At 63.6% G+C, this 23,471-nt stretch carries 22 protein-coding genes; 3 read left to right on the top strand and 19 right to left on the bottom strand.

The features are described 5' to 3' along the window. Positions 1 to 50 precede the first annotated feature (50 nt). The 9 genes from thrC to ffh all read right to left on the bottom strand — a co-directional run bounded on the left by thrC (position 51) and on the right by ffh (position 8,521). On the bottom strand, positions 51 to 1,475 hold the full coding sequence (gene thrC / locus NAV27_RS07185) for a threonine synthase (RefSeq protein ID WP_009867782.1): 1,425 nt from the start codon (positions 1,473 to 1,475) through the stop codon (positions 51 to 53). Between the two features lie 64 nt (positions 1,476 to 1,539). Then, complete coding sequence (locus NAV27_RS07180) at positions 1,540 to 2,844, bottom strand: homoserine dehydrogenase (RefSeq protein WP_102827505.1); 1,305 nt, start codon at positions 2,842 to 2,844, stop codon at positions 1,540 to 1,542. Between the two features lie 276 nt (positions 2,845 to 3,120). After that, positions 3,121 to 3,846: a thioredoxin fold domain-containing protein gene (locus NAV27_RS07175; RefSeq protein WP_009867785.1), complete on the bottom strand. Its 726-nt coding sequence runs from the start codon at positions 3,844 to 3,846 to the stop codon at positions 3,121 to 3,123. Positions 3,847 to 3,987: 141 nt separating this feature from the next. After that, positions 3,988 to 4,884, bottom strand: a complete 897-nt coding sequence (gene xerD / locus NAV27_RS07170; RefSeq protein WP_102827506.1) for a site-specific tyrosine recombinase XerD — start codon at positions 4,882 to 4,884, stop codon at positions 3,988 to 3,990. Between the two features lie 133 nt (positions 4,885 to 5,017). Continuing rightward, positions 5,018 to 5,368, bottom strand: coding sequence for a 50S ribosomal protein L19 (gene rplS, locus NAV27_RS07165; protein ID WP_003287109.1), 351 nt, complete (start codon positions 5,366 to 5,368; stop codon positions 5,018 to 5,020). A gap of 48 nt (positions 5,369 to 5,416) precedes the next feature. After that, on the bottom strand, positions 5,417 to 6,169 hold the full coding sequence (gene trmD, locus NAV27_RS07160; RefSeq protein ID WP_009867789.1) for a tRNA (guanosine(37)-N1)-methyltransferase TrmD: 753 nt from the start codon (positions 6,167 to 6,169) through the stop codon (positions 5,417 to 5,419). Positions 6,170 to 6,174: 5 nt separating this feature from the next. After that, a complete protein-coding gene (rimM, locus tag NAV27_RS07155; protein ID WP_009867791.1) occupies positions 6,175 to 6,711 on the bottom strand; it encodes a ribosome maturation factor RimM in 537 nt (178 codons plus the stop codon). Between the two features lie 5 nt (positions 6,712 to 6,716). Then, a complete protein-coding gene (gene rpsP / locus NAV27_RS07150) occupies positions 6,717 to 6,968 on the bottom strand; it encodes a 30S ribosomal protein S16 (protein ID WP_009867795.1) in 252 nt (83 codons plus the stop codon). A 176-nt stretch (positions 6,969 to 7,144) separates the two neighbouring features. Then, the gene (gene ffh, locus NAV27_RS07145; protein WP_102827507.1) at positions 7,145 to 8,521 is read right to left on the bottom strand and encodes a signal recognition particle protein; all 1,377 of its coding nucleotides are present in this window, start codon (positions 8,519 to 8,521) and stop codon (positions 7,145 to 7,147) included. Between the two features lie 163 nt (positions 8,522 to 8,684). On the opposite strand from ffh, the gene NAV27_RS07140 reads away from it, so the two are divergent. Continuing rightward, a complete protein-coding gene (locus tag NAV27_RS07140; RefSeq protein WP_009867800.1) occupies positions 8,685 to 9,485 on the top strand; it encodes a cytochrome C assembly family protein in 801 nt (266 codons plus the stop codon). A 17-nt stretch (positions 9,486 to 9,502) separates the two neighbouring features. Next, positions 9,503 to 10,774 (top strand): HlyC/CorC family transporter, encoded by a 1,272-nt coding sequence (locus tag NAV27_RS07135; RefSeq protein WP_009867802.1) that lies wholly within the window; start codon positions 9,503 to 9,505, stop codon positions 10,772 to 10,774. Positions 10,775 to 10,787: 13 nt separating this feature from the next. Here the strand turns inward: NAV27_RS07135 and purT are convergent, their stop codons facing one another. From purT to NAV27_RS07115, 4 genes are read right to left on the bottom strand one after another with little or no spacing between them, the layout of a single operon-like run. Further along, the gene (purT, locus tag NAV27_RS07130; protein WP_102827508.1) at positions 10,788 to 11,969 is read right to left on the bottom strand and encodes a formate-dependent phosphoribosylglycinamide formyltransferase; all 1,182 of its coding nucleotides are present in this window, start codon (positions 11,967 to 11,969) and stop codon (positions 10,788 to 10,790) included. A gap of 45 nt (positions 11,970 to 12,014) precedes the next feature. Next, a complete protein-coding gene (locus NAV27_RS07125) occupies positions 12,015 to 12,206 on the bottom strand; it encodes a DUF1289 domain-containing protein (RefSeq protein ID WP_102827509.1) in 192 nt (63 codons plus the stop codon). Next, positions 12,203 to 12,724, bottom strand: a complete 522-nt coding sequence (locus NAV27_RS07120; protein WP_102827510.1) for a gamma carbonic anhydrase family protein — start codon at positions 12,722 to 12,724, stop codon at positions 12,203 to 12,205. The genes NAV27_RS07125 and NAV27_RS07120 overlap by 4 nt, the downstream gene beginning before the upstream one ends. Positions 12,725 to 12,773: 49 nt before the next feature. Beyond that, positions 12,774 to 13,391, bottom strand: a complete 618-nt coding sequence (locus NAV27_RS07115) for a CoA pyrophosphatase (RefSeq protein ID WP_037019896.1) — start codon at positions 13,389 to 13,391, stop codon at positions 12,774 to 12,776. 410 nt (positions 13,392 to 13,801) lie between these two features. Between NAV27_RS07115 and NAV27_RS07110 the strand changes: the two genes are divergently transcribed. Further along, positions 13,802 to 14,305: a L,D-transpeptidase family protein gene (locus tag NAV27_RS07110; RefSeq protein WP_009867807.1), complete on the top strand. Its 504-nt coding sequence runs from the start codon at positions 13,802 to 13,804 to the stop codon at positions 14,303 to 14,305. Positions 14,306 to 14,342: 37 nt separating this feature from the next. Here NAV27_RS07110 and NAV27_RS07105 read toward each other — a convergent pair whose 3' ends face one another. From NAV27_RS07105 to NAV27_RS07080, 6 genes are all read right to left on the bottom strand, one after another. Beyond that, positions 14,343 to 14,660 (bottom strand): YqfO family protein, encoded by a 318-nt coding sequence (locus NAV27_RS07105; protein WP_009867808.1) that lies wholly within the window; start codon positions 14,658 to 14,660, stop codon positions 14,343 to 14,345. Positions 14,661 to 14,867: 207 nt separating this feature from the next. Continuing rightward, positions 14,868 to 18,764 carry a phosphoribosylformylglycinamidine synthase gene (purL, locus tag NAV27_RS07100; protein ID WP_102827511.1) on the bottom strand — a complete coding sequence of 1,299 codons (3,897 nt, stop codon included), beginning with the start codon at positions 18,762 to 18,764 and terminating at the stop codon, positions 14,868 to 14,870. A gap of 123 nt (positions 18,765 to 18,887) precedes the next feature. Then, positions 18,888 to 20,201 carry a cytochrome D1 domain-containing protein gene (locus NAV27_RS07095; protein WP_232249061.1) on the bottom strand — a complete coding sequence of 438 codons (1,314 nt, stop codon included), beginning with the start codon at positions 20,199 to 20,201 and terminating at the stop codon, positions 18,888 to 18,890. Positions 20,202 to 20,354: 153 nt separating this feature from the next. Next, positions 20,355 to 21,122, bottom strand: a complete 768-nt coding sequence (locus NAV27_RS07090; RefSeq protein WP_054093649.1) for an amino acid ABC transporter ATP-binding protein — start codon at positions 21,120 to 21,122, stop codon at positions 20,355 to 20,357. A 9-nt stretch (positions 21,123 to 21,131) separates the two neighbouring features. After that, entirely contained in the window at positions 21,132 to 22,229 is a 1,098-nt protein-coding gene (locus NAV27_RS07085) for an amino acid ABC transporter permease (RefSeq protein WP_102827513.1), read from the bottom strand. 10 nt (positions 22,230 to 22,239) lie between these two features. Continuing rightward, positions 22,240 to 23,421, bottom strand: a complete 1,182-nt coding sequence (locus tag NAV27_RS07080; RefSeq protein ID WP_077683627.1) for an amino acid ABC transporter permease — start codon at positions 23,419 to 23,421, stop codon at positions 22,240 to 22,242. Between the last annotated feature and the right edge of the window lie 50 nt (positions 23,422 to 23,471).

Raw genomic sequence — 23,471 nt, 5'->3', positions numbered from 1 at the left:
AACGCAAAAGGCCAGTCTCACGACTGGCCTTTTGCATTGCTGCGCTGCGCTTACAGCGGCTTGCCGCGATTACCATGCTGGCCGACGAAGGCCTGAACCGCCTTCAACTCATTGGCCAGCACCGTGCAGCGCTCAGGCCGCTCGAACAGATCGGCCAGATGCGCCGGCAGCTCGAGCGCCTTGCCCACTCCGGCCTTCTGCACCGCCTCGGGGAATTTCACCGGATGCGCGGTGCCGAGCGTCACCATCGGCACGCTCAGGCTGCGCCGACATTCACGCGCGGCGCGCACGCCAATGGCAGTGTGCGGATCGAGCAACTCACCGGTTTCACGGAACACTTCAGCGATGGTCGCGCAGGTCTGCGCATCATCCACTGCAAGCGAGTCGAACAACTTGCGTGCCTCGGTCCAGCGGTCTTCCTCGACCGACAGCTTGCCACTGGCCCTGAAGGCATCCAGCAGATCGGCCACCGCCTTGCCATTGCGCCCGTGCAAATCGAACAGCAGACGCTCGAAGTTGGACGACACCATGATGTCCATCGACGGCGACAGCGACGGGTGCAAGGTGTCCTTGTCGTAGCGGTTGCCGGACATGAAGCGGTGCAGGATGTCGTTGCGGTTGGTGGCGACGATCAGCTGGCTCACCGGCAGGCCCATGTTCCGCGCCAGGTAGCCGGCAAAGATGTCGCCGAAGTTGCCGGTCGGCACCGAGAACGCCACCGAGCGTGCCGGACCACCCAGCTGCAGCGCAGCATGGAAGTAGTAAACGATCTGGGCCATGATCCGCGCCCAGTTGATCGAGTTGACCGCCACCAGCCGGGTGCCCTTGAGGAAACCCTGGTCGGCGAAGCTGGCCTTGACCATCTCCTGGCAGTCGTCAAAGTTGCCTTCGATGGCGATGTTGTGGATGTTCTCGCCAGCGATCGTGGTCATCTGCCGGCGCTGCACTTCCGACACACGGTTATGCGGATGCATGATGAAGATGTCGACGTTCTCGCAGCGGCGGCAACCTTCGATGGCGGCCGAGCCGGTATCGCCGGAGGTCGCACCCATGATCACCACGCGCTCACCGCGCTTGGCCAGCACGTAGTCGAGCAGGCGGCCGAGCAGCTGCAGGGCAAAATCCTTGAACGCTAGGGTCGGGCCGTGGAACAGCTCCAGCACCCACTCGTTACCGTTCAGCTGGCGCAGCGGCGCCACCGCAGCGTGGGCAAATACGCCACCTTCGCCAGTGGCGTAGGTCTGCTCGAGAATCTGCTTGAAATCGGCATCCGGAATGCTGCCGCTGACGAACGGCCGCATCACCCGGAAAGCCAGCTCGTGGTACGGCAGCCCCGCCCAGGAGGCGATCTCCTCAACGGTGAAGCGCGGCAGGTTTTCCGGCACATAGAGGCCGCCGTCGCTGGCCAGACCGGCCAGCAGCACATCTTCGAAATTCAGGGCCGGAGCCTGGCCGCGGGTACTGATGTAGCGCATTTTGCAAACCTTCGGTTTGAGCCTGAAACCGCAAGCAGCAAGGCCTACGGCTCGTCAGCTCCGGTTAGTTCAGTTGTTCGACGCGAATCCGCACGACCTTGTCCGCCACGTCGTCGAGCGCTTCGAGCGCGGCAATCGCGTCATCGATGCGCTGCTCGACAACCCGATGGGTGACCAGAATCACCGGCACCAGACCATCATGCTCCTCAACTTCCTTCTGCATGATCGACTCGATGTTGATCCCGCGCTCGGACAGGATGGTGGCGACCTGCGCCAACACGCCCGGATGATCCTTGGCCTGGATGCGCAGGTAATAGGCGCTCTCGCAGGCGGCAATCGGCAGGATCGGATGATCGGACAGCGAATCCGGCTGGAACGCCAGATGCGGCACGCGATTATGCGGGTCGGTGGTCAGCGCGCGGGCGACATCGACAAGATCGGCGACCACCGCCGATGCGGTCGGCTCCATGCCGGCCCCGGCGCCGTAGTAAAGCGTGCTGCCTACGGCATCGCCATTGACCATTACCGCGTTCATCACGCCGTTGACGTTGGCGATCAGGCGATCGGCGGGAATCAGGGTCGGGTGCACCCGCAGCTCGATACCCGCTTCGGTGCGACGAGCCACGCCCAGGTGCTTGATGCGGTAGCCCAGCGCCTCGGCGTAGTTGACGTCGGCGGTGGTCAGCTGGCCGATGCCCTCGGTGTAGGCTTTGTCGAACTGCAGCGGGATGCCGAAGGCAATGGACGCCAGAATGGTCAGCTTGTGCGCGGCATCGATACCTTCGACATCGAAGGTCGGATCGGCCTCGGCGTAACCCAGCGCCTGCGCCTCCTTGAGCACGTCGGCGAAGGCTCGCCCCTTCTCGCGCATCTCGGTGAGGATGAAATTGCCGGTGCCGTTGATGATCCCGGCCACCCAGTTGATACGGTTGCCGGCCAGTCCTTCGCGAATCGCCTTGATCACCGGAATGCCGCCGGCCACCGAAGCCTCGAACGCGACGATCACGCCCTTCTCGCGGGCTTTGGCGAACAGTTCGTTGCCGTGGACGGCGATCAGCGCCTTATTGGCGGTAACCACGTGCTTGCCGTTATCGATGGCCCTAAGCACCAGCTCGCGCGCCAGCGTATAACCGCCGATCAGCTCGACGACGATATCGATCTCGGGATTGTTGATGACGTCGAACACGTCATCGGTTACCGGGGTGCCGGTGGTGTCGCACTTGGGGTTTGGCTGGCGAGTGGCGATCTGCGCGACCTCGATGCCACGTCCGGCGCGGCGGGCAATCTCCTCAGCGTTGCGCTTGAGCACATTGAAGGTACCGCCACCGACGGTTCCTAGCCCACAAATGCCAACTTTCACCGGTTTCAAGCTGCACTCCCCCATTTACGGCGATCGACCGGGGGCACCGGCCGAACAAAAGAGTCGCACATTACGAAGGGCGTCGCCGTTAGTCAATCGGCCATCGCGCGACATCGACACCGTACAGGCCCAGCCGCCGATGTCACTGCGCCAGCGACTCATCCAGGTGTACGCTGAGGCATTTGTCGCCGCTGGCGGGCACGAGCCCAGCATCAGGTGCATGCCTAGGCGAATCGCTCATCGAGACCCGCCGAGACATGCGGATGAATCGGCTCGGACCAGCTGTCAGTTGGCCTGCAACGCCAGCTCCGCCAACTGCGGTGCCGGCTGATAGCCGGGAATCATCTGGCCGTCGGCGAGGATAATGGCAGGCGTGCCCTGCACGCCGATCAGCTGGCCGAGAGCGTACTGCTTGGCAATCGGGCTGTCACAGCTGGCCTGCGGCACATCCTTGCGCGCCTTGGCCAGATTCATCGCCGCCTGGCGATCCTTGGCGCACCAGACGCTGGTCAGCGTGTTGGCACCGTGGCTACCCATGCCTTGGCGCGGAAAGGCGACGTAGCGCACCTCGACACCCAGACGATTCAGCTCGGGAACCTCGCTGTGCAGCTTCTGGCAGTAGCCGCAATCGGTGTCGGTAAAGACGGTGATGTGGGTTTTCGGATTCTTCGGCGCGAACACCACCATCTCGCTCGCCGGAATCGCATCGATCTCGCGCGCCACCGACTGACTCTGCGCCTGTTCGGTCAGATTGACTGCTCGGCCGTCCTGAAAACGATAGAGGAAGCCCTGCAAGACGAACTGGCCGTCGGCGCTGGCGTAAAGCTGGCGACCGCCCTTCAGCTGCACCTGATAGAGCCCCGACATCGGACTTTCGGCAATCGCCTCGATCGGCAGGTCCGGCTGAGCCGTTTGCAGCGTCTTGCGAATCGCCTGATCAGGGTCGGCAGCGAAGACGAAGGTACTGGCCAGGCTGGCGGCCACGACGGTGAACAAACGAATCGCGCCCATGAAAACTCCTGCAACGACGGTCGAGAAAAAGGCGTACAGCCTATCACAGCAGCCGCCTGCAAACCGTCGCGAGCCAACCGACAGGTACAAACACCGAAGCGCGTCGCAGATTGGTGCAACTCTCCTCGACACCATGCTCAGCTAGCCCCGCGGATGGTGCTCGGCATGCAGCGCCTGCAGGCGCGCACGCGCGATGTGCGTATAGATCTGCGTGGTCGACAGATCGCTGTGACCAAGCAGCATCTGCACGGTGCGCAGATCGGCGCCATGATTGAGCAGATGCGTTGCAAACGCATGCCGCAGGGTGTGCGGCGAGATGGCGGCAGCGATCCCGGCCTGCCTGGCATGCAGCTTGATCCGATGCCAGAACGTCTGGCGCGTCATCGGATCGCCGCGCCGACTCGGAAATTCGACGTCGCCCAGCTTATCGCCGAGCAACAGGTCTCGCGCATCGCGACGATAGCGCTCCAGCCAGTACATGGCTTCATCGCCCAGCGGTACCAGGCGCTCCTTGTTGCCCTTACCAAAGGTGCGTAATACACCCTGGCGCAGACTGATTTGCTCCTGACGCAGGCCTACCAATTCACTGACGCGCAGGCCGCAGGCGTAGAGCACCTCGAGCATCGCGCGGTCGCGCAGGCCGAGCGCGTCGCCAATATCCGGCGCAGCCAGCAGCGCTTCGACATCGGCCTCGGACAGGGCCTTGGGTAGCGATCGGCCCAGCCGCGGCAGATCGACCCTCAGCGTCGGATCGATCTCCACCACGCCTTCACGCAGCAGATAGCGATAGAAGCCACGCAAACCGGAGAGAAACCGCGCGGTCGAACGTGCTTTGTAACCATTGGCCAGACGCCAGGCCAAGTGATCGAGAATGGCGTCGCGGCCCGCACCGACCAGAGAAGCCCCGCGCTCCGCGAGCCAGCCATTGAACAGGGCGAGGTCGCTGCAATAGGCGTCGCGCGTATTGTCCACCAGACCTTTCTCCAGCCACAGCGCATCCAGAAAACGGTCGATGACTGGATCGTGTAATGCCGGCATATCGAGACTCTCGTCAATTACTCGCGAATCCGCCACTCGGCACAGCGCGTGCCTCACCAGCCATTAACGCTGGTGTTGGGGCATAAAAAAAGCAGCCCGTAGGCTGCTTTTTTGTACATCGAGAAATGCGTCCTCAGGACAGCTTTTCCTTGATGCGTGCGGCCTTGCCGGACAGATCGCGCAGATAGTACAGCTTGGCCTTGCGTACGTCGCCGCGGCGCTTGACGCTCAGGCTGTCGACGACCGGGCTGTAGGTCTGGAAGGTACGCTCGACGCCCACACCATTGGAAATCTTGCGGACGGTGAAAGCGCTGTTCAGGCCGCGGTTACGCTTGCCGATCACCACACCTTCAAAGGCCTGGAGGCGCTGACGATCACCTTCCTTCACCTTCACCTGGACGATCACGGTGTCGCCAGGGGCGAACGCCGGGATTTCTTTGTTCATCTGCTCAGCTTCGAGCTGCTGGATGATCTTGTTGGTCATGCTGTGCTCCTAAGACAAGCCCTTATGGCCCGCCATCGATACGTTGCGTTAACTATCGTCCCGCTGGCGGATGTACTCCTCCAGCAGCTTCTGTTCTTCTCCAGAAAGCGAGCGGCTATCCAGAAGATCGGCACGGCGTTCCCAGGTTCTCCCAAGGGACTGCTGCAAACGCCAGCGCCGGATGTGTTCATGGTTGCCGCTGAGCAGCACTTCAGGAACACGCTTGTCCGCATACACCTCAGGTCGCGTGTAATGCGGACAGTCGAGCAGGCCGTCAGTAAACGAATCCTCCTCGGCGGAATCAGCATGGCCCAACGCTCCGGGGAGCAGACGGGTCACTGCATCGATCAGCACCATCGCCGGCAGCTCGCCACCGGACAGCACGTAATCACCGATCGACCATTCCTCATCAACGTGCGCTTCGATGAAACGTTCGTCGATACCTTCATAGCGGCCAGCGATGAGGATCAATGCCTCCTCCTTCGCCAACTGCCGGACATCCGCCTGTTTCAGCTGACGTCCCTGCGGCGAAAGATAGATCACCTTCGCCACTTCACCAGCTGCATGACGCGCATCCATCAAGGCGCGCTCCAGCGGCTGGATCTTCATCACCATTCCGGGGCCACCACCGAATGGTCGGTCATCCACGGTCTGATGACGATCCTCGGTGTAGCTCCGCGGATTCCAGCAGCGCAACTGCAAGAGCCCCTGCTTGACCGCGCGACTGGTTATTCCGTAATCGCGGATCGCAGCGAACATCTCCGGAAACAGACTGATGACTTCAACGCGCAAACCAGACATGAGGCTCAGAAGTCCGCATCCCAGTCGACCCGCATCTCGCCCAGCTCCAGATCGATGCGCTGCACGCACTGATCGGTGTAAGGCAGCAGTCGCTCCCGATCGTCCAGGCTGCCGGCACAGGGCTTGACCACCAGGACGTCATTGGCACCGGTCTCGAGCAGATGATCGACCACTCCGAGCAGCTGCTCGAGCTGGTTGATGACCTTCAACCCCTGAAGCTGGTACCAGTAGTACTCATCGCTGGCCAGCGCTGGCAGTTCCGCACGTGGAATGCAGATTTCGAAATCCGCGTAGGAACGCGCGACCTCGCGATCATTCAGCCCTTTCAGCGACGCCACCAGGATCTTGCCCTGAAGGCGGCCTGTGACCAGCTCGACCTGCTTGACCTCGTCACCTCGCCGCAGCGTCCAGTGACGGTAGTCGAGCAGATTGTCGATCGGATCGGTAAAGGAGTAGACCTTTACGTCACCTCGCACGCCATGCACCGAAACGATCTTGCCGATGACGATTAGGTCCTCGGCCGGAGCAGACGATGCGTTCATGCGATTCAGGCAGCAGCCTTGGCAGCTTCCTTCAGCAGCTGAGCAACACGCTCAGACGGCTGAGCGCCCTGGCTCAGCCAGTACGCTGCGCGCTCCTGGTTCACCGAAAGCTTCACTTCCGCACCGCTGGCGATCGGATTGAAGAAACCGATGCGCTCGACGAAGCGACCATCGCGCGCATTGCGGCTGTTGGTCACGGTCAGGTGATAGAAAGGGCGCTTCTTGGAGCCGCCACGGGCGAGACGAATAGTTACCATGTGAACATCGTTCCTGTAGTCGGTGCTAACTTAAGGCACACACTTAAAATGGGCCTAGGCCCGAAAGGCCGCGCATTTTACGAGTAAAAGCGACAACCTTCAAGCTGCCAGCCACAAGTAATCCCGGCAAGCGGGGCCGTTTCCAGACGACCCGTCGCGCAAAATACCGCTGCAGCTCAGAACTTCGGCATTCCGCCACCCGGGAACATGCCGCCCATACCGCGCATCATCTTGGCCATTCCGCCCTTGCCGGTGACTTTCTTCATCATCTTTTGCATCTGCTTGTGCTGCTTGATCAGTCGGCCAATGTCCTGCACCTGGGTACCGGAGCCCAGGGCGATGCGACGCTTGCGCGAACCGCTGATGAGATCGGGATTGCGGCGCTCGGCGGGCGTCATCGAGTTGATGATCGCCTCCATCTGCTTGAACTGCTTTTCCGCCGCACCTTGGGCGTTGCCCATCTGCGCAAGGTTAACGCCACCGATGGACGGTAGCTTGTCCATCAGTCCGCCGAGACCGCCCATGTTCTTCATCTGCTGCAACTGGTCGCGGAAGTCCTCAAGATCGAAGCCCTTGCCCTTCTTCAGCTTCTTGGTGAGCTTCTCGGCCTTCTCGCGATCGAGGGTCTGCTCTGCCTGCTCGATCAGGCTGAGCACGTCGCCCATGCCGAGGATGCGCGACGCAATGCGGTCAGGATGGAACGGCTCGAGCGCATCGCTCTTCTCGCCCATGCCGAGGAACTTGATCGGTTTGCCGGTAATGTGGCGTACCGACAGCGCGGCACCGCCACGGGCATCGCCATCGACCTTGGTCAGCACCACGCCGGTGAGCGGCAGCGCCTCGCCGAAGGCACGGGCGGTATTGGCGGCATCCTGACCAGTCATGGCGTCCACCACGAACAGCGTCTCGGCAGGACTGATCGCCGCATGCAGCGCCTGAATCTCGGCCATCATCTCGGCATCAATGGCCAGACGGCCGGCGGTATCCACCAGCACCACGTCGATGAACTTCAGCCGCGCCTCACGGATCGCCGCCTGGGCGATCTCCACCGGCTTCTGGCTGATATCAGAGGGGAAGAAGGTCACACCCACTTCGCCAGCCAGCGTTTCCAGCTGCTTGATCGCCGCCGGGCGGTAGACGTCGGCCGACACGACCATCACCGACTTCTTCTTGCGATCCTTGAGCAGCCGCGCAAGCTTGCCCACGGTTGTGGTCTTGCCCGCACCCTGCAGGCCCGCCATCAGCACCACTGCCGGCGGCGCAACATTCAGCGCCAGATCCTCGTTGGCGGCGCCCATCAGCTCTTCGAGCTCGGCACGCACGATCTTCACGAATGCCTGGCCCGGCGTCAGGCTCTTCGACACCTCAGTGCCGACCGCACGCTCCTTGACCTTGTTGACGAACTCCTTGACCACCGGCAGCGCGACGTCGGCCTCCAGCAGGGCCATCCGCACCTCGCGCAGGGTGTCCTTGATGTTGTCCTCGGTCAGCTTCGCCTTGCCCGTGACATGGCGAAGGGTTTGTGACAGGCGATCGGTTAGGTTTTCGAACATGAGGCGTTCCACGTTGGATGTGGTGAAGGCGGCGATTATAGAGACTCGGGGCATCCGGCCGGTACCCCGACAATGATGCTTTTCATGTAAGCGACCTCCCGCCGCTTTTGCACCTTGGGGGTTTGTGCCACACTCACGGCCTTTCGAGTCGCTACCAGAACCTATGCACCCTCTGCTGCCCAGCCTCACTGCCGCTCTTCTCTATGCTGGCGTCACGGGCTATCAAAGTTTGCGTCTGGCACAACGTTCCGTCCCGGACAAACGCCTGTTGCTCGTGCTGGGCGCGTTGGCGCTGCTGGCACACGGCGCCAGTCTGTTCATGCAGCTGCTTTCGCCGAGCGGCCTGCACCTGGACTTTTTCAACGCCTCAAGCCTGATTGCCGCTGCGGTGATCCTGCTGATCCTCCTGGCCCTGCAACGGATGCCGGTGGAGAACCTGCTGGTGCTGCTGTTTCCGCTCGGCTGTCTGACGGTGCTGTTCGCTCAGTTCGCACCGACCGGCACCGCGCCGGCGATTACCGAAGAAGCCGGCATCCTGGCGCACATCCTGTTGTCGATCCTGGCCTACGGCATGCTCACCATCGCGGTGTTCCAGGCGCTGTTGCTGCTGCTGCAGGACCACCATCTGAAGAACAAGCACCCATCCGGTCTGATCCGTAACTTCCCGCCGCTGCAAACCATGGAAAGCCTGCTGTTCGGCTTCCTCTGGGCCGGCTGGCTGCTGCTTTCGGCTTCACTGCTGTCCGGCTGGCTGTTCCTCGACGACCTGTTCGCCCAGCACCTGGTGCACAAAACCCTGCTGTCGGTGATCGCCTGGGTGGTCTTCGGCCTGCTGTTGTGGGGCCGCCACCAACTCGGCTGGCGCGGCTACAAGGCCATTCGCTGGACCCTGGTCGGCTTCTGCCTGCTGATGCTGGCGTACTTCGGCAGCAAGCTCGTTCGCGAATTCATCCTGCACATCTAGGTACTCAGGACAGCCACGTGGAACATCTACATCCCGGCCTGGTGGTCGGACTGCTGGTCTTCCTGATCCTGTGCTCCGCATTCTTTTCCGGTTCCGAAACCGGAATGCTCAGCCTCAACCGCTACCGTCTGCGGCATCGCGCCAGAGAAGGTCATCGTGCGGCCCGTCGCATCATCGACCTGCTGGCGCGGCCGGATCGGCTGCTGGGCACCATTCTGGTCGGCAACAATTTCGTCAACATCCTTGTCTCCTCGATCGCAACAGCGACTGCCGTGCAGCTGTGGGGCGAAGTCGGCATCGCCATCGCCACCCTCGGCGTGACGATCCTGCTGCTGATCTTCGGTGAGATCGCACCCAAAACTTTTGCTGCGCAGCGCCCCGAGGCAGTGGCCTACCCTGTCAGCTTGGTACTAGCCGCACTGCAGAAGCTGCTATTCCCGATAGTCGCGCTGCTCGGCTGGATCAGCAACGGCATGCTCAGATTGCTTGGGGTCGACCCGACCGCCAAGCGCAGCGACAGCCTGTCCAGCGAGGAATTGCGCAGCGTAGTGCGTGAGTCCGGCAGCGATCTGCCACTGAATCGCCAGAGCATGCTGCTCGGCATTCTGGATCTCGAGCGGGTGACGGTGGACGACATCATGATCCCGCGCAACGAGGTCGCGGGCATTGATCTCGAAGACGATCTGGAAACCATCATCGGCCAGCTGCGCACCACCTCGCACACCCGTCTGCCGGTGTTCCGCAAGGACATCAACCAGATCGAAGGCATCATCCACATGCGGCATATCGCCCGCCTGCTCAGCCATGATCAGCTGACCCGCGACAGCCTGCTCGAGGCCTGCAGCCCGCCGTACTTCGTGCCAGAGAACACGCCGCTCTCCACCCAGCTGCTCAATTTCCAGAAACAGAAGCGCCGCATCGGCATCGTCGTCGACGAGTACGGCGATGTGATGGGAATCGTGACCCTGGAGGACATCCTCGAAGAAATCGTCGGCGAGTTCAGCAATCAGGACACCCTGCGCAGCCCGGACATCCATCCGCAGGACGACGGCACGCAAGTGATCGATGGCGCCGCGTACCTGCGCGAGATCAACCGGGCACTCGGCTGGCAGCTTCCCTGCGACGGGCCAAGAACCCTCAACGGACTGATTACCGAAGCCCTCGAACACATTCCTGACAGCGGAATATGCCTGCAGATTGGCCGCTATCGGCTGGAAATCCTGCAGGCCGCGGACAACCGGGTGAAAAGCGTTCGCGCCTGGGCCATCGAGCCGCCTCGAGACGAGTAGCCCAAACGCCTGCCTAAAGTTGAATCTTGACCGCTGCAGCGGCGCGTTTTGCCTTTGCGCGCGCCGTCTCGAGCGACTCGTCGCGGGCTAGCGCCACTCCCATGCGCCGTTGACCGCTGACACCCGGCTTGCCGAACAGCCGCAGCGACGTGTCCGGCTCACACAGCGCGCCTTCCAGATTGCCGAAGCAGACCTCGGTCGACTCGCCCTCGGCCAGAATGACGGCCGATGCAGAGGGGCCAAGCTGGCGAATCACCGGAATCGGTAGGCCGAGAATCGCCCGCGCATGCAAGGCGAACTCCGAAAGGTCCTGCGAGACCAGCGTCACCAGGCCGGTATCGTGCGGACGCGGCGAAATCTCGCAGAACCAGACCTGTTCGCCCTTGATGAACAGTTCCACACCGAACACACCACGGCCACCCAGCGCGTCGGTTACCGCCAGCGCAATACGCTCGGCCTGGGCAAGCGCCGCAGCGCCAACCGGTTGCGGCTGCCAGGACTCCTGGTAATCGCCCTTTTCCTGCCGGTGCCCGACTGGCTGGCAGAACGTGGTGCCACCAGCATGCCGCACAGTGAGCAGCGTGATCTCGTAATCGAAATCGATAAACCCCTCGACGATGACCCGCCCGCGCCCGGCACGTCCGCCGGCCTGCGCGTATTCCCACGCGGCGTCGATGTCCGCCTCGCTGCGCAGCAGCGTCTGCCCCTTGCCGGACGAACTCATCACCGGCTTGATCAGGCAGGGAAAGCCCAGCGCCACCGCCGCCGCCCGGCATTCCGCCAGCGAGTCGGCGAAATGGTAGGGAGACGTCGGCAAGCCCAGTTCCTCCGCCGCCAGGCGTCGAATGCCCTCGCGATTCATGGTCAGCTGAGCGGCTCGCGCAGTCGGGATCACGGTAAAGCCTTCGGCCTCCAGCTCGACCAGCGTGGCAGTGGCAATGGCCTCGATTTCCGGGACGATATAGTGCGGCTGCTCCTGCTCGATCACGCCGCGCAACGCCGCGCCATCGAGCATGTCGATCACATGGGAGCGATGCGCCACCTGCATGGCCGGGGCATTGGCGTAGCGATCCACCGCGATCACCTCCACGCCCAGACGCTGCAACTCGATCACCAGTTCCTTGCCGAGTTCGCCGGAGCCGCACAGCAGGACGCGTGTGGCGCTGGCAGTCAGCGGGGTGCCAATTCGGGGCATGGAAGTCCTCGTCATTCGTGAGTCAGCGGCGCGCGACATGCGCGCCTAAATCAATTGTCCGCTGGCCCTGGCCCGCTCGGCGCACTGGCGCAACACCTGGCGGCGCTCGTCGTTATCCATGAGCCCCCAGCGCCGAATCTCGTCGGCGCTGCGCTGGCAGCCCACGCAAACGTCGTCCTCATCGAGCGCACAGAGGCTGACGCAGGGCGAGCCAATAGGCTTGTCGCTGTCGCTCACTCGTCCGCCTCCAGCTCGCGCGCGTAGCGCTGGGCGTTGTGTACGTAGTGAGCAGCACTGGCTTCGAGCATCTTCTTCTGCTCCTCGCTCAGTTCGCGCACCACCTTGCCTGGCGAGCCCACCACCAGCGAGCCGTCAGGTATTTCCTTGCCCTCGGCAATCAACGTATTGGCGCCGATGATGCAGTGATTACCAATCTTCGCGCCATTGAGGATCACCGCATTGATGCCGATCAGGCTGTAATCGCCGACGCTGCAGCCATGCAGCATGGCGTTATGGCCGACGGTGACACCGGTGCCCAGCGTCAGCGGATGCCCCATGTCGGTGTGCATCACGCTGCCATCCTGAACGTTGCTGTTCGGGCCGACATGGATCAGCTCGTTGTCGCCACGCAACACGGCGCCGAACCACACGCTCGCCCCCTCATCGAGACGAACCTTGCCGATCAGCGTCGCCGTCGGAGCAACCCAGCTCTGCGGATGGGCTTGGACGCGCGATTCTCCCAGACGGTATTTCACATGCAGATCCTCTCTGAATTCCGATGAAAAAGGCGCGCCGTGCTGGCTGTCAGCGCGCGGTGCGCCCGGTGAGATCGATAAAGGACGCCGAGGCCTTACGCAGCTCGATGCCAGCGTCGTACACCAGATTGACCAGTTCGACGATCATGATCGCCGTCAGCCCCCAGATCTGGTATTCGCCATATCGGTAAGAAGGGATGTACCAGCTCTGCCCCTGGTAATCGATACGATGCGTGACTTCGCGCGGGTCCTGGCAGAAGAAGCTCAACGGGACGGAGAACACCGAGGCGATCTCCGCGTCGTTGGCGCGGTACTCCACGTAATCGGGGACGATGCCGACGTAGGGCGTGACATGAATGCCGTGCACCGAAATCAGGCTGCTCAGCGGCCCGATGACTTCAACCATGCCCGGCGCCAAACCGACCTCCTCCTCCGCCTCGCGCAACGCTGTATGCATGAGGTCGCGATCCTCCGGATCGCGGCGCCCCCCGGGAAACGCCACCTCGCCGCCATGCGTCGACAGCCCGCTGGCGCGCAGTGTCAGCACCAGCTCCGGATCCTCGCTTCGGGTGATGGGCATCAGGACGGCCGCCTCGGGCAGTCGCCCCTCCGGCTCCAGAAGATGCGGGGAGTAGTCGCGCACCCGGCGAAGAATGGTATCCAGCATAATCATCTCAATTCATCTTTGACCGGCATCATGGCATGAAAGGCGCAACCGCCCAAGGCCCGCCGCAGCGCCCGGTACGCCAGCCTGAACGGCGTGCCTGACCAGCGCGAAGGCCGTTGCGCGGAGCCGATGGCCCGGCTTGTGTGTTCCGTAGCAATGACCTGCAAAGCGCCTGGAATGTTGCAGCCTGTCGCGCCGCTCGCCAATGCGCTGGCGACATCCCGATCCACAGAGCCGGCGCCAGAGGCTCGCACGACGCACTTCCGGTCGGCCCGCCTTTGCGCGCATCCGCCGGTAACCTAGAATGTCGCCTCACTGACCGGGTGCAGCAGACCCTCCCGGCACACGAGCAGGCGCCATGCCCTCGCCCAACCCAGGTCTGATGTCGTCGTATTGCAGGAAGAGTTCAGATGCGCTGGCTGTTCGCCGTTTTCTGTTTCACCTTCGCCACTCTCTCCCATGCCACTGCAACGCCGCATCTGGATGGGGCGTCGATCGACAAGGTGCTGGTCATCAAGTCCGAACGCCAGCTGCATCTGCTCAGCCGTGGCAAGACCCTCAAGAGTTATCGCGTCTCGCTCGGCAAACAGCCGGCCGGGGCCAAACTGCGCCAGGGTGACCAGCGCACTCCCGAAGGGCTCTACTGGATCGATTGGCGCAAGCCCAGCGACAAATTCAATCTGTCCATGCACATCTCCTATCCCAACGCCCGCGACCTCGCTCGCGCCGAGGAGCGGGGCGTGCCGCCCGGCGACATGATCATGCTGCACGGCACGCCGCTGGACGAGGAGTATCCCGAGTGGTTCTTCCACTCCCTCGACTGGACCGAGGGCTGCATTGCGCTGAAGAACGCCGACATGCAGGAAATCTGGCAGTTGGTGCGCAACGGCACGCTGATCGAAATCCGGCCTTGAATCACCGCGGGCGCCTTTGACGCCCGGCTTCTTCCCGTTAGAACTGCATGTCGGACAGACGCCAGACATCGAACGCTGGCGTTTCGTAGGGGTGCGCCTTCTTCAACGCCTTGACGCTGTCGTGAATGAGCTCGTCGGCAACCACCAGCTCGACCTTCCACTCAGCGACCTGCTGCACCTGCCCCAGTTGGCCGAGAAAAGGCTGGCTGTTCTCCAGCGGACGATACTGGCCATGCCCGAGCGTCTGCCAGCAGCAGTTATCGTAAGCGCCGACACGGCCGGCACCGGCTGCGAACACTGCTTTCTTGACTGCATCCAGATGGCTCTCCGGAACGTAGAAACACAGCTTGTACATCGGGTTCTCCAGGCGGGAGGTGGAACAGTGCCCACCGACAATGGATGGCATTTTGGCATGACGATGCACCGCGAAACGGTGCGGTCGATCAAAGCTAAGATCGCGGTAGGACGTTCCGGGTTCACCTCGGAGACAGCACCTAGACGCAAAAAAGCCCGATGGCCACAGGGACCATCGGGCTTGTGCGTTATGGATCGATCCGCGTGATCAATCCACCCAGACGCGGGCGTTGCGGAACAGGCGCATCCAGCCGCCATCTTCGCGCCACTCGTCCGGACGCCAGGAGTTGGTCACGGCACGCACTACCCGCTCGGGGTGCGGCATCATGATGGTCACCCGGCCGTCACGACTGGTGAGGCCGGTGATGCCGCGCGGCGAGCCGTTGGGGTTGGCCGGGTAGCGCTCGGTGACCTTGCCGTGATTGTCGATGTAACGCAGCGCCACCGTGCCGGACAGATCGGCCTGCAGCAGAGCCTCCTCGCTGGCGAACTCGGCATGCCCCTCGCCATGAGCGATGGCGATCGGCATACGCGACCCCGCCATGCCCTGCAACAGGATCGACGGCGAATCCTGCACCTGGACCATCGCTACGCGCGCCTCGAACTGCTCCGAGCGGTTACGCACGAAGTGCGGCCAGTTCTCGGTGCCCGGAATCAGCTCGTGCAGGTTGCTCATCATCTGGCAGCCGTTGCACACGCCGAGAGCGAAGCTGTCCTTGCGCTCGAAGAAGGCCTGGAACGCGTCGCGCGCGCCGGCATGGAACAGGATCGACTTAGCCCAGCCTTCGCCAGCGCCGAGCACGTCGCCGTAGGAGAAGCCGCCGCAGGCGACCAGCCCCTTGAACGCCTCGAGACTGACGCGCCCGGCGAGGATATCGCTCATGTGCACGTCCACCGCAGCGAAGCCGGCCCGGTCGAATGCAGCCGCCATTTCCACCTGGCCGTTGACGCCCTGCTCACGCAGCACCGCCACCTGCGGACGCACGCCACGCTTGATGTACGGGGCGGCGATGTCCTGGTTGACGTCGAAGCCGAGCTTGACGCTGAGGCCGGGATTGTCTTCCTCCAGCAGCGCATCGAACTCCTGATCGGCACAGTCGGCGTTATCGCGCAGGCGCTGAATCTGGTAGCTGGTCTCGGCCCACTGGCGCTGCAGCAGGCGACGGTCGCCACTGAACACTTCGCTGCCGGCGAGACGGATCGACACATAACCGTTGTTGGTCGGCTGACCGATCACCGCGACGCAATCGCCGAGGCCGGCGGCGCTGAACTGCGCCAGCACGATTTCGGTATCGTCCTGACGCACCTGGATGACCGCACCCAGTTCCTCGCTGAACAGTACGGCCGGCACATCGTCGGCGTCGTCCAGCAGGCCATCGAGATTCAGATCGAGGCCGCAGTGGCCGGCGAACGCCATTTCCAGCACGGTGGTCAGCAGGCCACCATCGGAACGGTCGTGATAGGCCTGCAGCAGGCCATCGGCGTTCAGCCCCTGGATCACCGCGAAGAACGCCTGCAGATCCTCGGCATCATCGACATCCGGCACTTCGCGGCCGAGCTTGCCGTAGACCTGGGCGAGGATCGAGCCACCCAGGCGATTCTGTCCACGACCGAGGTCGATCAGGATCAGGTCGGTGGCGCCCTTGTCCAGCCGCAGCTGCGGGGTCAGGGTCTGGCGGACGTCGACCACCGGTGCGAAGCCGGACACGATCAGCGACAGCGGCGAAGTCACGCTCTTCTCCGTGCCCTCGTCCGACCAGCGCGTCTTCATCGACATCGAGTCCTTGCCCACCGGAATGGTCAGGCCCAGTTGCGGGCACAGCTCCATGCCGACGGCACGCACGGTGTCGTACAGCCGTGCATCCTCGCCCGGGTGGCCGGCGGCGGCCATCCAGTTGGCCGACAGCTTGATGTCGGAAAGTTTCTCGATGCGTGCCGCGGCGAGGTTGGTCAGCGTTTCGCCGATCGCCATGCGGCCGGAGGCCGGCGCGTCGAGCAGGGCCAGCGGCGTGCGCTCACCCATCGCCATCGCCTCGCCGGTGTAGACGTCATAGCTGGCAGCGGTCACGGCACAATCGGCCACCGGCACCTGCCAGGGACCGACCATCTGATCGCGCGCCACGAGGCCAGTGATGCTGCGGTCGCCGATGGTGATCAGGAAGCTCTTGCTCGCCACCGCCGGGTGGCGCAGCACGCGGCCCACAGCCTCGTCGAGGTAGACCGACGCGGCATTGAAATCGTCGCCCAGTTCGGCTTCGCGCTGCGCGCTGCGATGCATGCGCGGCGCTTTGCCGAGCAACACGTTGAGCGGCATGTACACCGGCTTGTTGCCGAAATGGCTGTCGGCGACGGTCAGGTGCGCTTCCTCGGTGGCCTCACCGACGACCGCAAAGGGGCAGCGCTCACGCTCGCAGATGGCGGCGAAGCGCTCCAGATCGGCGGCATCGACCGAGAGCACGTAGCGCTCCTGGGATTCGTTGCACCAGATCTCGTGCGGCGCCATGCCGGGTTCGTCGTTGGGGATGTTGCGTAGCTCGAAGCGACCACCGCGACCGCCATCGTTGACCAACTCGGGGAAGGCGTTGGACAGGCCGCCGGCGCCGACGTCGTGAATGAACTTGATCGGGTTGCGCTCGCCCAGCTGCCAGCAGCGGTCGATGACTTCCTGGCAGCGACGCTCCATTTCCGGGTTGTCGCGCTGCACCGAGGCGAAGTCGAGGTCCGCCGAGCTGGTGCCGGTGGCCATCGACGAGGCCGCGCCGCCACCCAGACCGATCAGCATGGCCGGGCCGCCGAGCACGATCAGCTTGCCGCCGACCGAGATCTCGCCCTTCTGCACGTGGTCTTCACGGATGTTGCCCATGCCGCCAGCGAGCATGATCGGCTTGTGATAGCCGCGCACTTCCTCGCCGCGCGGCGTGTCGATCGCCTGCTCGAAGGTGCGGAAGTAGCCGGTCAGCGCCGGGCGGCCGAATTCGTTGTTGAATGCGGCGCCGCCCAGCGGGCCTTCGATCATGATGTCCAGCGGCGTGACGATGCGCTCGGGCTTGCCATAGGGCTTCTCCCAGGGCTGCTCGAAGCCAGGGATGTTCAGGTTGGAGACGGTGAAGCCCGTCAGGCCGGCCTTCGGCTTGGCACCGCGACCGGTCGCCCCCTCGTCGCGGATTTCGCCGCCGGAGCCGGTGGAGGCACCCGGGAACGGCGCGATGGCGGTCGGGTGGTTGTGCGTCTCCACCTTCATCAGGATGTGCACCGGCTCCTGGCTCGCGGCGTACTCGCGCGTCTCCGGATTCGGATAGAAGCGGCCGGCAACATTGCCGACGATGACGGCGGCGTTGTCTTTGTAGGCCGACAGCACGCCCTCGTTGTGCAGCTGGTAGGTGTTCTTGATCATGCCGAACAGGGACTTGTCCTGGCTTTCGCCGTCGATGTCCCAGCTGGCATTGAAGATCTTGTGGCGGCAGTGCTCGGAGTTGGCCTGGGCGAACATCATCAGTTCGATGTCGTGCGGGTTGCGCCCCAGCCCGCTGAAGGCCTGCACCAGGTAGTCGATCTCGTCTTCGGCCAGCGCCAGGCCTAGCTCGACGTTGGCCTTTTCCAGCGCGGCGCGACCGCCGCCGAGCACATCCACGGCAGTGAGCGGCTTGGGCTGGGCATGGCTGAACAGGTTGGCGGCTTCCTCGAAGCGGCCGAGCACCAGCTGGGTCATGCGGTCATGTAACGCGGCGGCGACGAGTGCGGCGTCGCTGTCGGACAGCTCACCCTGCACGTAGTAGGCGATGCCGCGCTCCAGGCGCTGGATCTTCTCCAGACCGCAGTTGTGGGCGATGTCGCTGGCCTTGCTCGACCAGGGCGAGATGGTGCCGAAACGCGGCACCACCAGGAACAGCCGACCGGCTGGCTCCTGCACCGGCACGCTGGGGCCGTACTTGAGCAGGCGGGTCAGGACCTGCTGCTCTTCCGCGCCAAGCGCGCCGGAAACCTCGGCGAAATGGGCGAACTCGGCATACAACCCGCTCACGGCGGGGACCTTCTCGGTCAGTTGTGCCAGGAGCTTGCCGTGACGGAAGGCGGAAAGAGCGGGAGCGCCGCGCAGAATCAACATCGTCGGAACAGCCTCGAAGAGGGGAGCAGTCGGGGCGCGTATTCTAGCCCATGAAGGCGGTCAAAGGGGCAGCGACCCGCTGCAAGCGCAGCCGCCGACGAACGCCCGGCCAGCCGGCTGACGCTAACGCGCAGCGCCCTGCTGGGCCTCGATGCCACGCCAGACGCTGTATGGGCCCTCCAGCCGCTTCATTGGCAGACGTTTGACCTCTTTCAGGCTCTGCGTATCGAACACGATCACGGCGCCGTCGTCGCGCCAAAGGCTGGCCAGCGCGTAACGACCGTCGCGGGTGAATTCGACGTGCGCCAGCGTGTCGCCCGGCTCGGCCGCGAAGCGCCAGGCGACCTCCAGGGTGTCCCGGTCAATCGCCTGCAGCACATGCCGCGAATCGACCGCCAGCATCGAATCGACGAACAGGTAGCGACTGTTCTCATGGCCAGCGAGAAAAACCCCCGGCCCTTGCAGGGCAATGCGTTGCACCCGCTCGCGCCGCTGCGGGTCGATCACCGCAACTTCCGGTAGCTTAAGGTTGGTGCTGGCCATCAGCGTCACCCCCTGGCGACGCCAGGTGACGGCCGTGCCCATGTGTGGGCGCCCCTGCAAAGGCAAGCCGCCGATTCGCTGGCGCGCATCCAGGTGGATCACCTGCACCTCGCCCTGCGGCGACACGCCGAACAGCTCAGCCTGACCGGGATTGAAGAAGAAATCCTCCAGCGGCGCATTTAGCTCGATACGTCGCGGATTGAGATATCCGGTGACGAAGGTGCCCTCCCGATACTGGAAGTCGTGCACCAGACCGATCGCCATGTCTTCGGCCTGCGGGTCATAGCTGACCTCCCACAACTCGGCGATGTCCTTCATCGCCACGACGAAGGACCGTCTCGACGGCACGCTGTAGACCGCCGACACCCGGGAGCTGCGCTGCGTCTTCTGGTCGAGCGCCGGCATCGATTTGAGCAGGTTCAGGTCGCCATCCAGCAGCACCAGGGTATGGGGCTGGTAGTTGGCCACGGCGACGTGCTCGCCCGTCGGGTCGACGGCAATGTTGCGGGTGTCCAGCCCCGCGCGCACCTCGGCCACGACCTCCAGCGTCCACAGGTCGTACTTGGTCACCCAGCCATCGCGGGACACGAAGAATGCGTAGCGACCGTCGCGGGTGAATGTCGGACTGCCATGCAGCTGCGCCCGGGTGGCAAAGCGATGCAAGGGATCGAACTTGTCGCCATCGAGGATCGTGATGTGAGAATCGCCAGTCTCGACCACCAGCATCAGCCCCAGCGGATCGGCCTGGTAGACCGGCGCCTGCGCCATCGTGGCCTCGCGCAGCACTTGGCGGGACGCGCGGATGTCTTGCTCGCGCCACGACTCCTGCCCCTGCGCGGCGGTGGCCAGCAGGCTCGCCAGCAGTCCGGCGACCAGGCCCTGCAGCGACCGCATGACACCACTTTTTCTGCGCTTGGACATGACCCGCTTCCCGAACTGCGACGATGGGCAACGATTACATGCCAGGCGCAAACGCAACCCCATGACCGGCGTCAACCGAAGGCCGGGCGACGCCGCGCAGCAGTATTTATTCCGCCCAGCCCTCGCTCAATGCAGGATCTGGCTGAGGAACAGCTTGGTCCGGTCGTTGACCGGATTGCTGAAGAACACCTCCGGCTCGGCCTGTTCGACGATCTCGCCGCGGTCCATGAAGATCACCCGGTCGGCCACGGTGCGGGCAAAGCCCATCTCGTGGGTGACGCAGAGCATGGTCATGCCGCTCTCGGCGAGGGCGATCATGGTATCCAGCACTTCCTTGACCATTTCCGGATCGAGCGCCGAGGTCGGCTCGTCGAACAGCATGATCTTGGGCTTCATGCACAGCGCCCGGGCGATCGCCACGCGCTGCTGCTGGCCGCCGGAGAGCTGGCCGGGATATTTGCCGGCCTGCTCCGGAATGCGCACCCGCTCAAGATAATGCATGGCGATTTCCTCGGCCTGGCGGCGCGGCAGCTTGCGCACCCACATCGGCGCCAACGTGCAGTTCTGCAACACCGTCAGGTGCGGGAACAGGTTGAAATGCTGGAACACCATACCGACTTCGCTGCGAATCGCCTCGATCTGCTTGAGATCGCTGGTCAGCTCCACGCCGTTGATGACGATGCGCCCCTGCTGATGCTCCTCCAGCCGGTTGAGACAGCGGATCGTGGTCGACTTACCCGAGCCGGACGGCCCGCAGAGTACGATGCGCTCACCCTGGCGAACGCTCAGGTTGATGTCCTTGAGCACATGGAACTGGCCGTACCACTTGTGCACGCCCTGCATCTGGATGACCGGCTCGCTCGCTTGCTCCGGTCGTGCCACGGTATCGCTCATAACCCTCTCCTAGTTCCTGTGACCGGTATCGAGCTTGCGCTCCAGGTGCATCGAATAGCGCGACATGCCGAAGCAGAACAGCCAGTACACCAGCGCGGCGAACACGTAACCCTCTGTGGACATGCCCAGCCAGGCCGGGTCCGCCGTCGCGCGTTTGATGCTGTTGAGGAAGTCGAACAGGCCGATGATGATCACCAGGCTGGTGTCCTTGAACAGCGCGATGAAGGTGTTGACGATGCCGGGAATCACCAGCTTCAGCGCCTGCGGCAGGATCACCAGCAGCATGCTGCGCCAGTAGCCCAACCCCATTGCCGCGGCGGCCTCGTACTGCCCCCTCGGAATCGCCTGCAGGCCGCCGCGCACCACCTCGGCGATATAGGCCGCCTCGAAGAAGATCACCATCAGCATGGCGCGCATCAGCTTGTCGAGGTTCATGCCTTCGGGCAGGAACAGCGGCAGCATCACCGACGACATGAACAGCACGGTGATCAGCGGCACGCCGCGCCAGAACTCGATGAACGTCACGCACAGCACGCGGATCGCCGGCATGTCGGAACGCCGGCCCAACGCCAGCAGAATGCCCATGGGCAGCGCGCCGGCGATGCCCACGGCAGCGATGACGATGGTCAGCATCAGGCCGCCCCACTGGCTGGTCGGCACCGTCTGCAGGCCGAGGAAGCCGCCATGCAGCAGCCAGAACGCCAGCACTGGGTAGATCAGCAGATAGGCAAACCCGTAGCGCACCTTATGCGGCATCTGGCGCAGGAAGAACGGCGTCGCCCCGATGATCGCCAGCCACACACTGAGGTCGACGCGCCAGCGCAGCTCCGCCGGATAGAAGCCGTACATGAACTGGCTGAAGCGCGTCTGCACGAAGACCCAGCACGCACCTTCGCGCGTGCAGTCGGCGCGGGTTTCGCCCGTCCAGTCGGCGCTGAAGACCGCCCAGTCCAGCAGCGGCGGAATCACCAGCCAGACTACATACAGCCCCAGCAGAGTCAGCAGCGTATTGCCGACACCGGAGAACAGGTTCGCCCGCAGCCAGCCGATGGCGCCCAGGTTGCTCGAGGGCGGTGGCAGGTCAGGCTTGAAACGATGAGTCGTCATGGCCTGGTCCTCACCGTTCGATCAGCGCGATGCGCCGGTTGTACCAGTTCATCAACAGGGAAATGCTGATGCTGATGGCCAGGTACACGCTCATGGTGATCGCCATCGTCTCGATCGCCTGGCCGGTCTGGTTGAGCACCGTACCGGCGAACAGCGAGACCATATCCGGGTAGCCGATGGCCGCCGCCAGCGAGGAGTTCTTCGCCAGGTTGAGGTACTGACTGGTCAGCGGCGGGACGATCACCCGCAGCGCCTGCGGGATGATCACCAGCCGCAGCGTCTGCCCAGTGCGCAGCCCCAGCGATGCAGCCGCCTCGCTCTGTCCGTGGCTGACCGCCTGGATGCCGGCACGCACGGTTTCGCCGATGAACGCCGCCGTGTAGACCGCCAGCGCCAGCACAATCGACACCAGTTCGGGAATCACGATCCAGCCGCCGCGGATATTGAAGCGCTGCAGCTGCGGCACCTCCCAGTCGAACGGCGCGCCCCACAGCAGCACACTCAAGGTCGGAATCGCCACCAGCAACCCCAGGCTGGACCAGAGCAACGGAAACGGTTGCCCGGTCGCATGCCGACGCGCACGCGCCCAGCGCGCGAGCACCACGACGGCCAGCACCGCCACCAGTAGCGCCAGCCAGAATGGCCAGAAACCTTCCGCGGCACTGGGCGCCGGCAGCTGCACGCCGCGGTTGTTGAGAAAGATCACGCCGCCCAGGCTCAGGCTGTCGCGCGGGCCGGGCAGCGGACCGATCACCGCGAAATAGACGAAGAAGATCTGCAGCAGCGGCGGAATGTTGCGGAACGTTTCGATATACAGCGTCGCCAGCTGGCGAATCAGCCAGTTCGACGACAGCCTTGCCACGCCGAGCGCAAAACCGATGAGCGTCGCGAGAATGATGCCGATGACACTCACCAGCAGCGTATTGAGCAACCCGACCCAGAATACCCGGCCATAGGAGTCGCTCTCGCTGTAGTCGATCAGGTGCTGGGAAATGCCGAAGCCGGCGGCATTGTCGAGAAAGCCGAAACCGGACGTGATACCGCGATGGGCCAGATTGGCCTGCGTGTTGACGAACAGAAACCAGCCGAACGCCACCACCGTGACCACCGCCAGCACCTGGAACACCCAGGCACGCACACGCGGATCGGTCAGCGGCGAGCGTCGCGCCAGCCTTGATTCAGTGCTGCGCATCGAAAGCCCTCATGCGGCACTGCCGGAACGCCGCGCGCGCCGTCAGTGCC

Origin of the sequence: Stutzerimonas degradans, assembly GCF_024448505.1 — a bacterium.
Lineage (GTDB): Bacteria > Pseudomonadota > Gammaproteobacteria > Pseudomonadales > Pseudomonadaceae > Stutzerimonas > Stutzerimonas degradans.
This window is presented reverse-complemented; position numbering and strand designations above follow the sequence as displayed.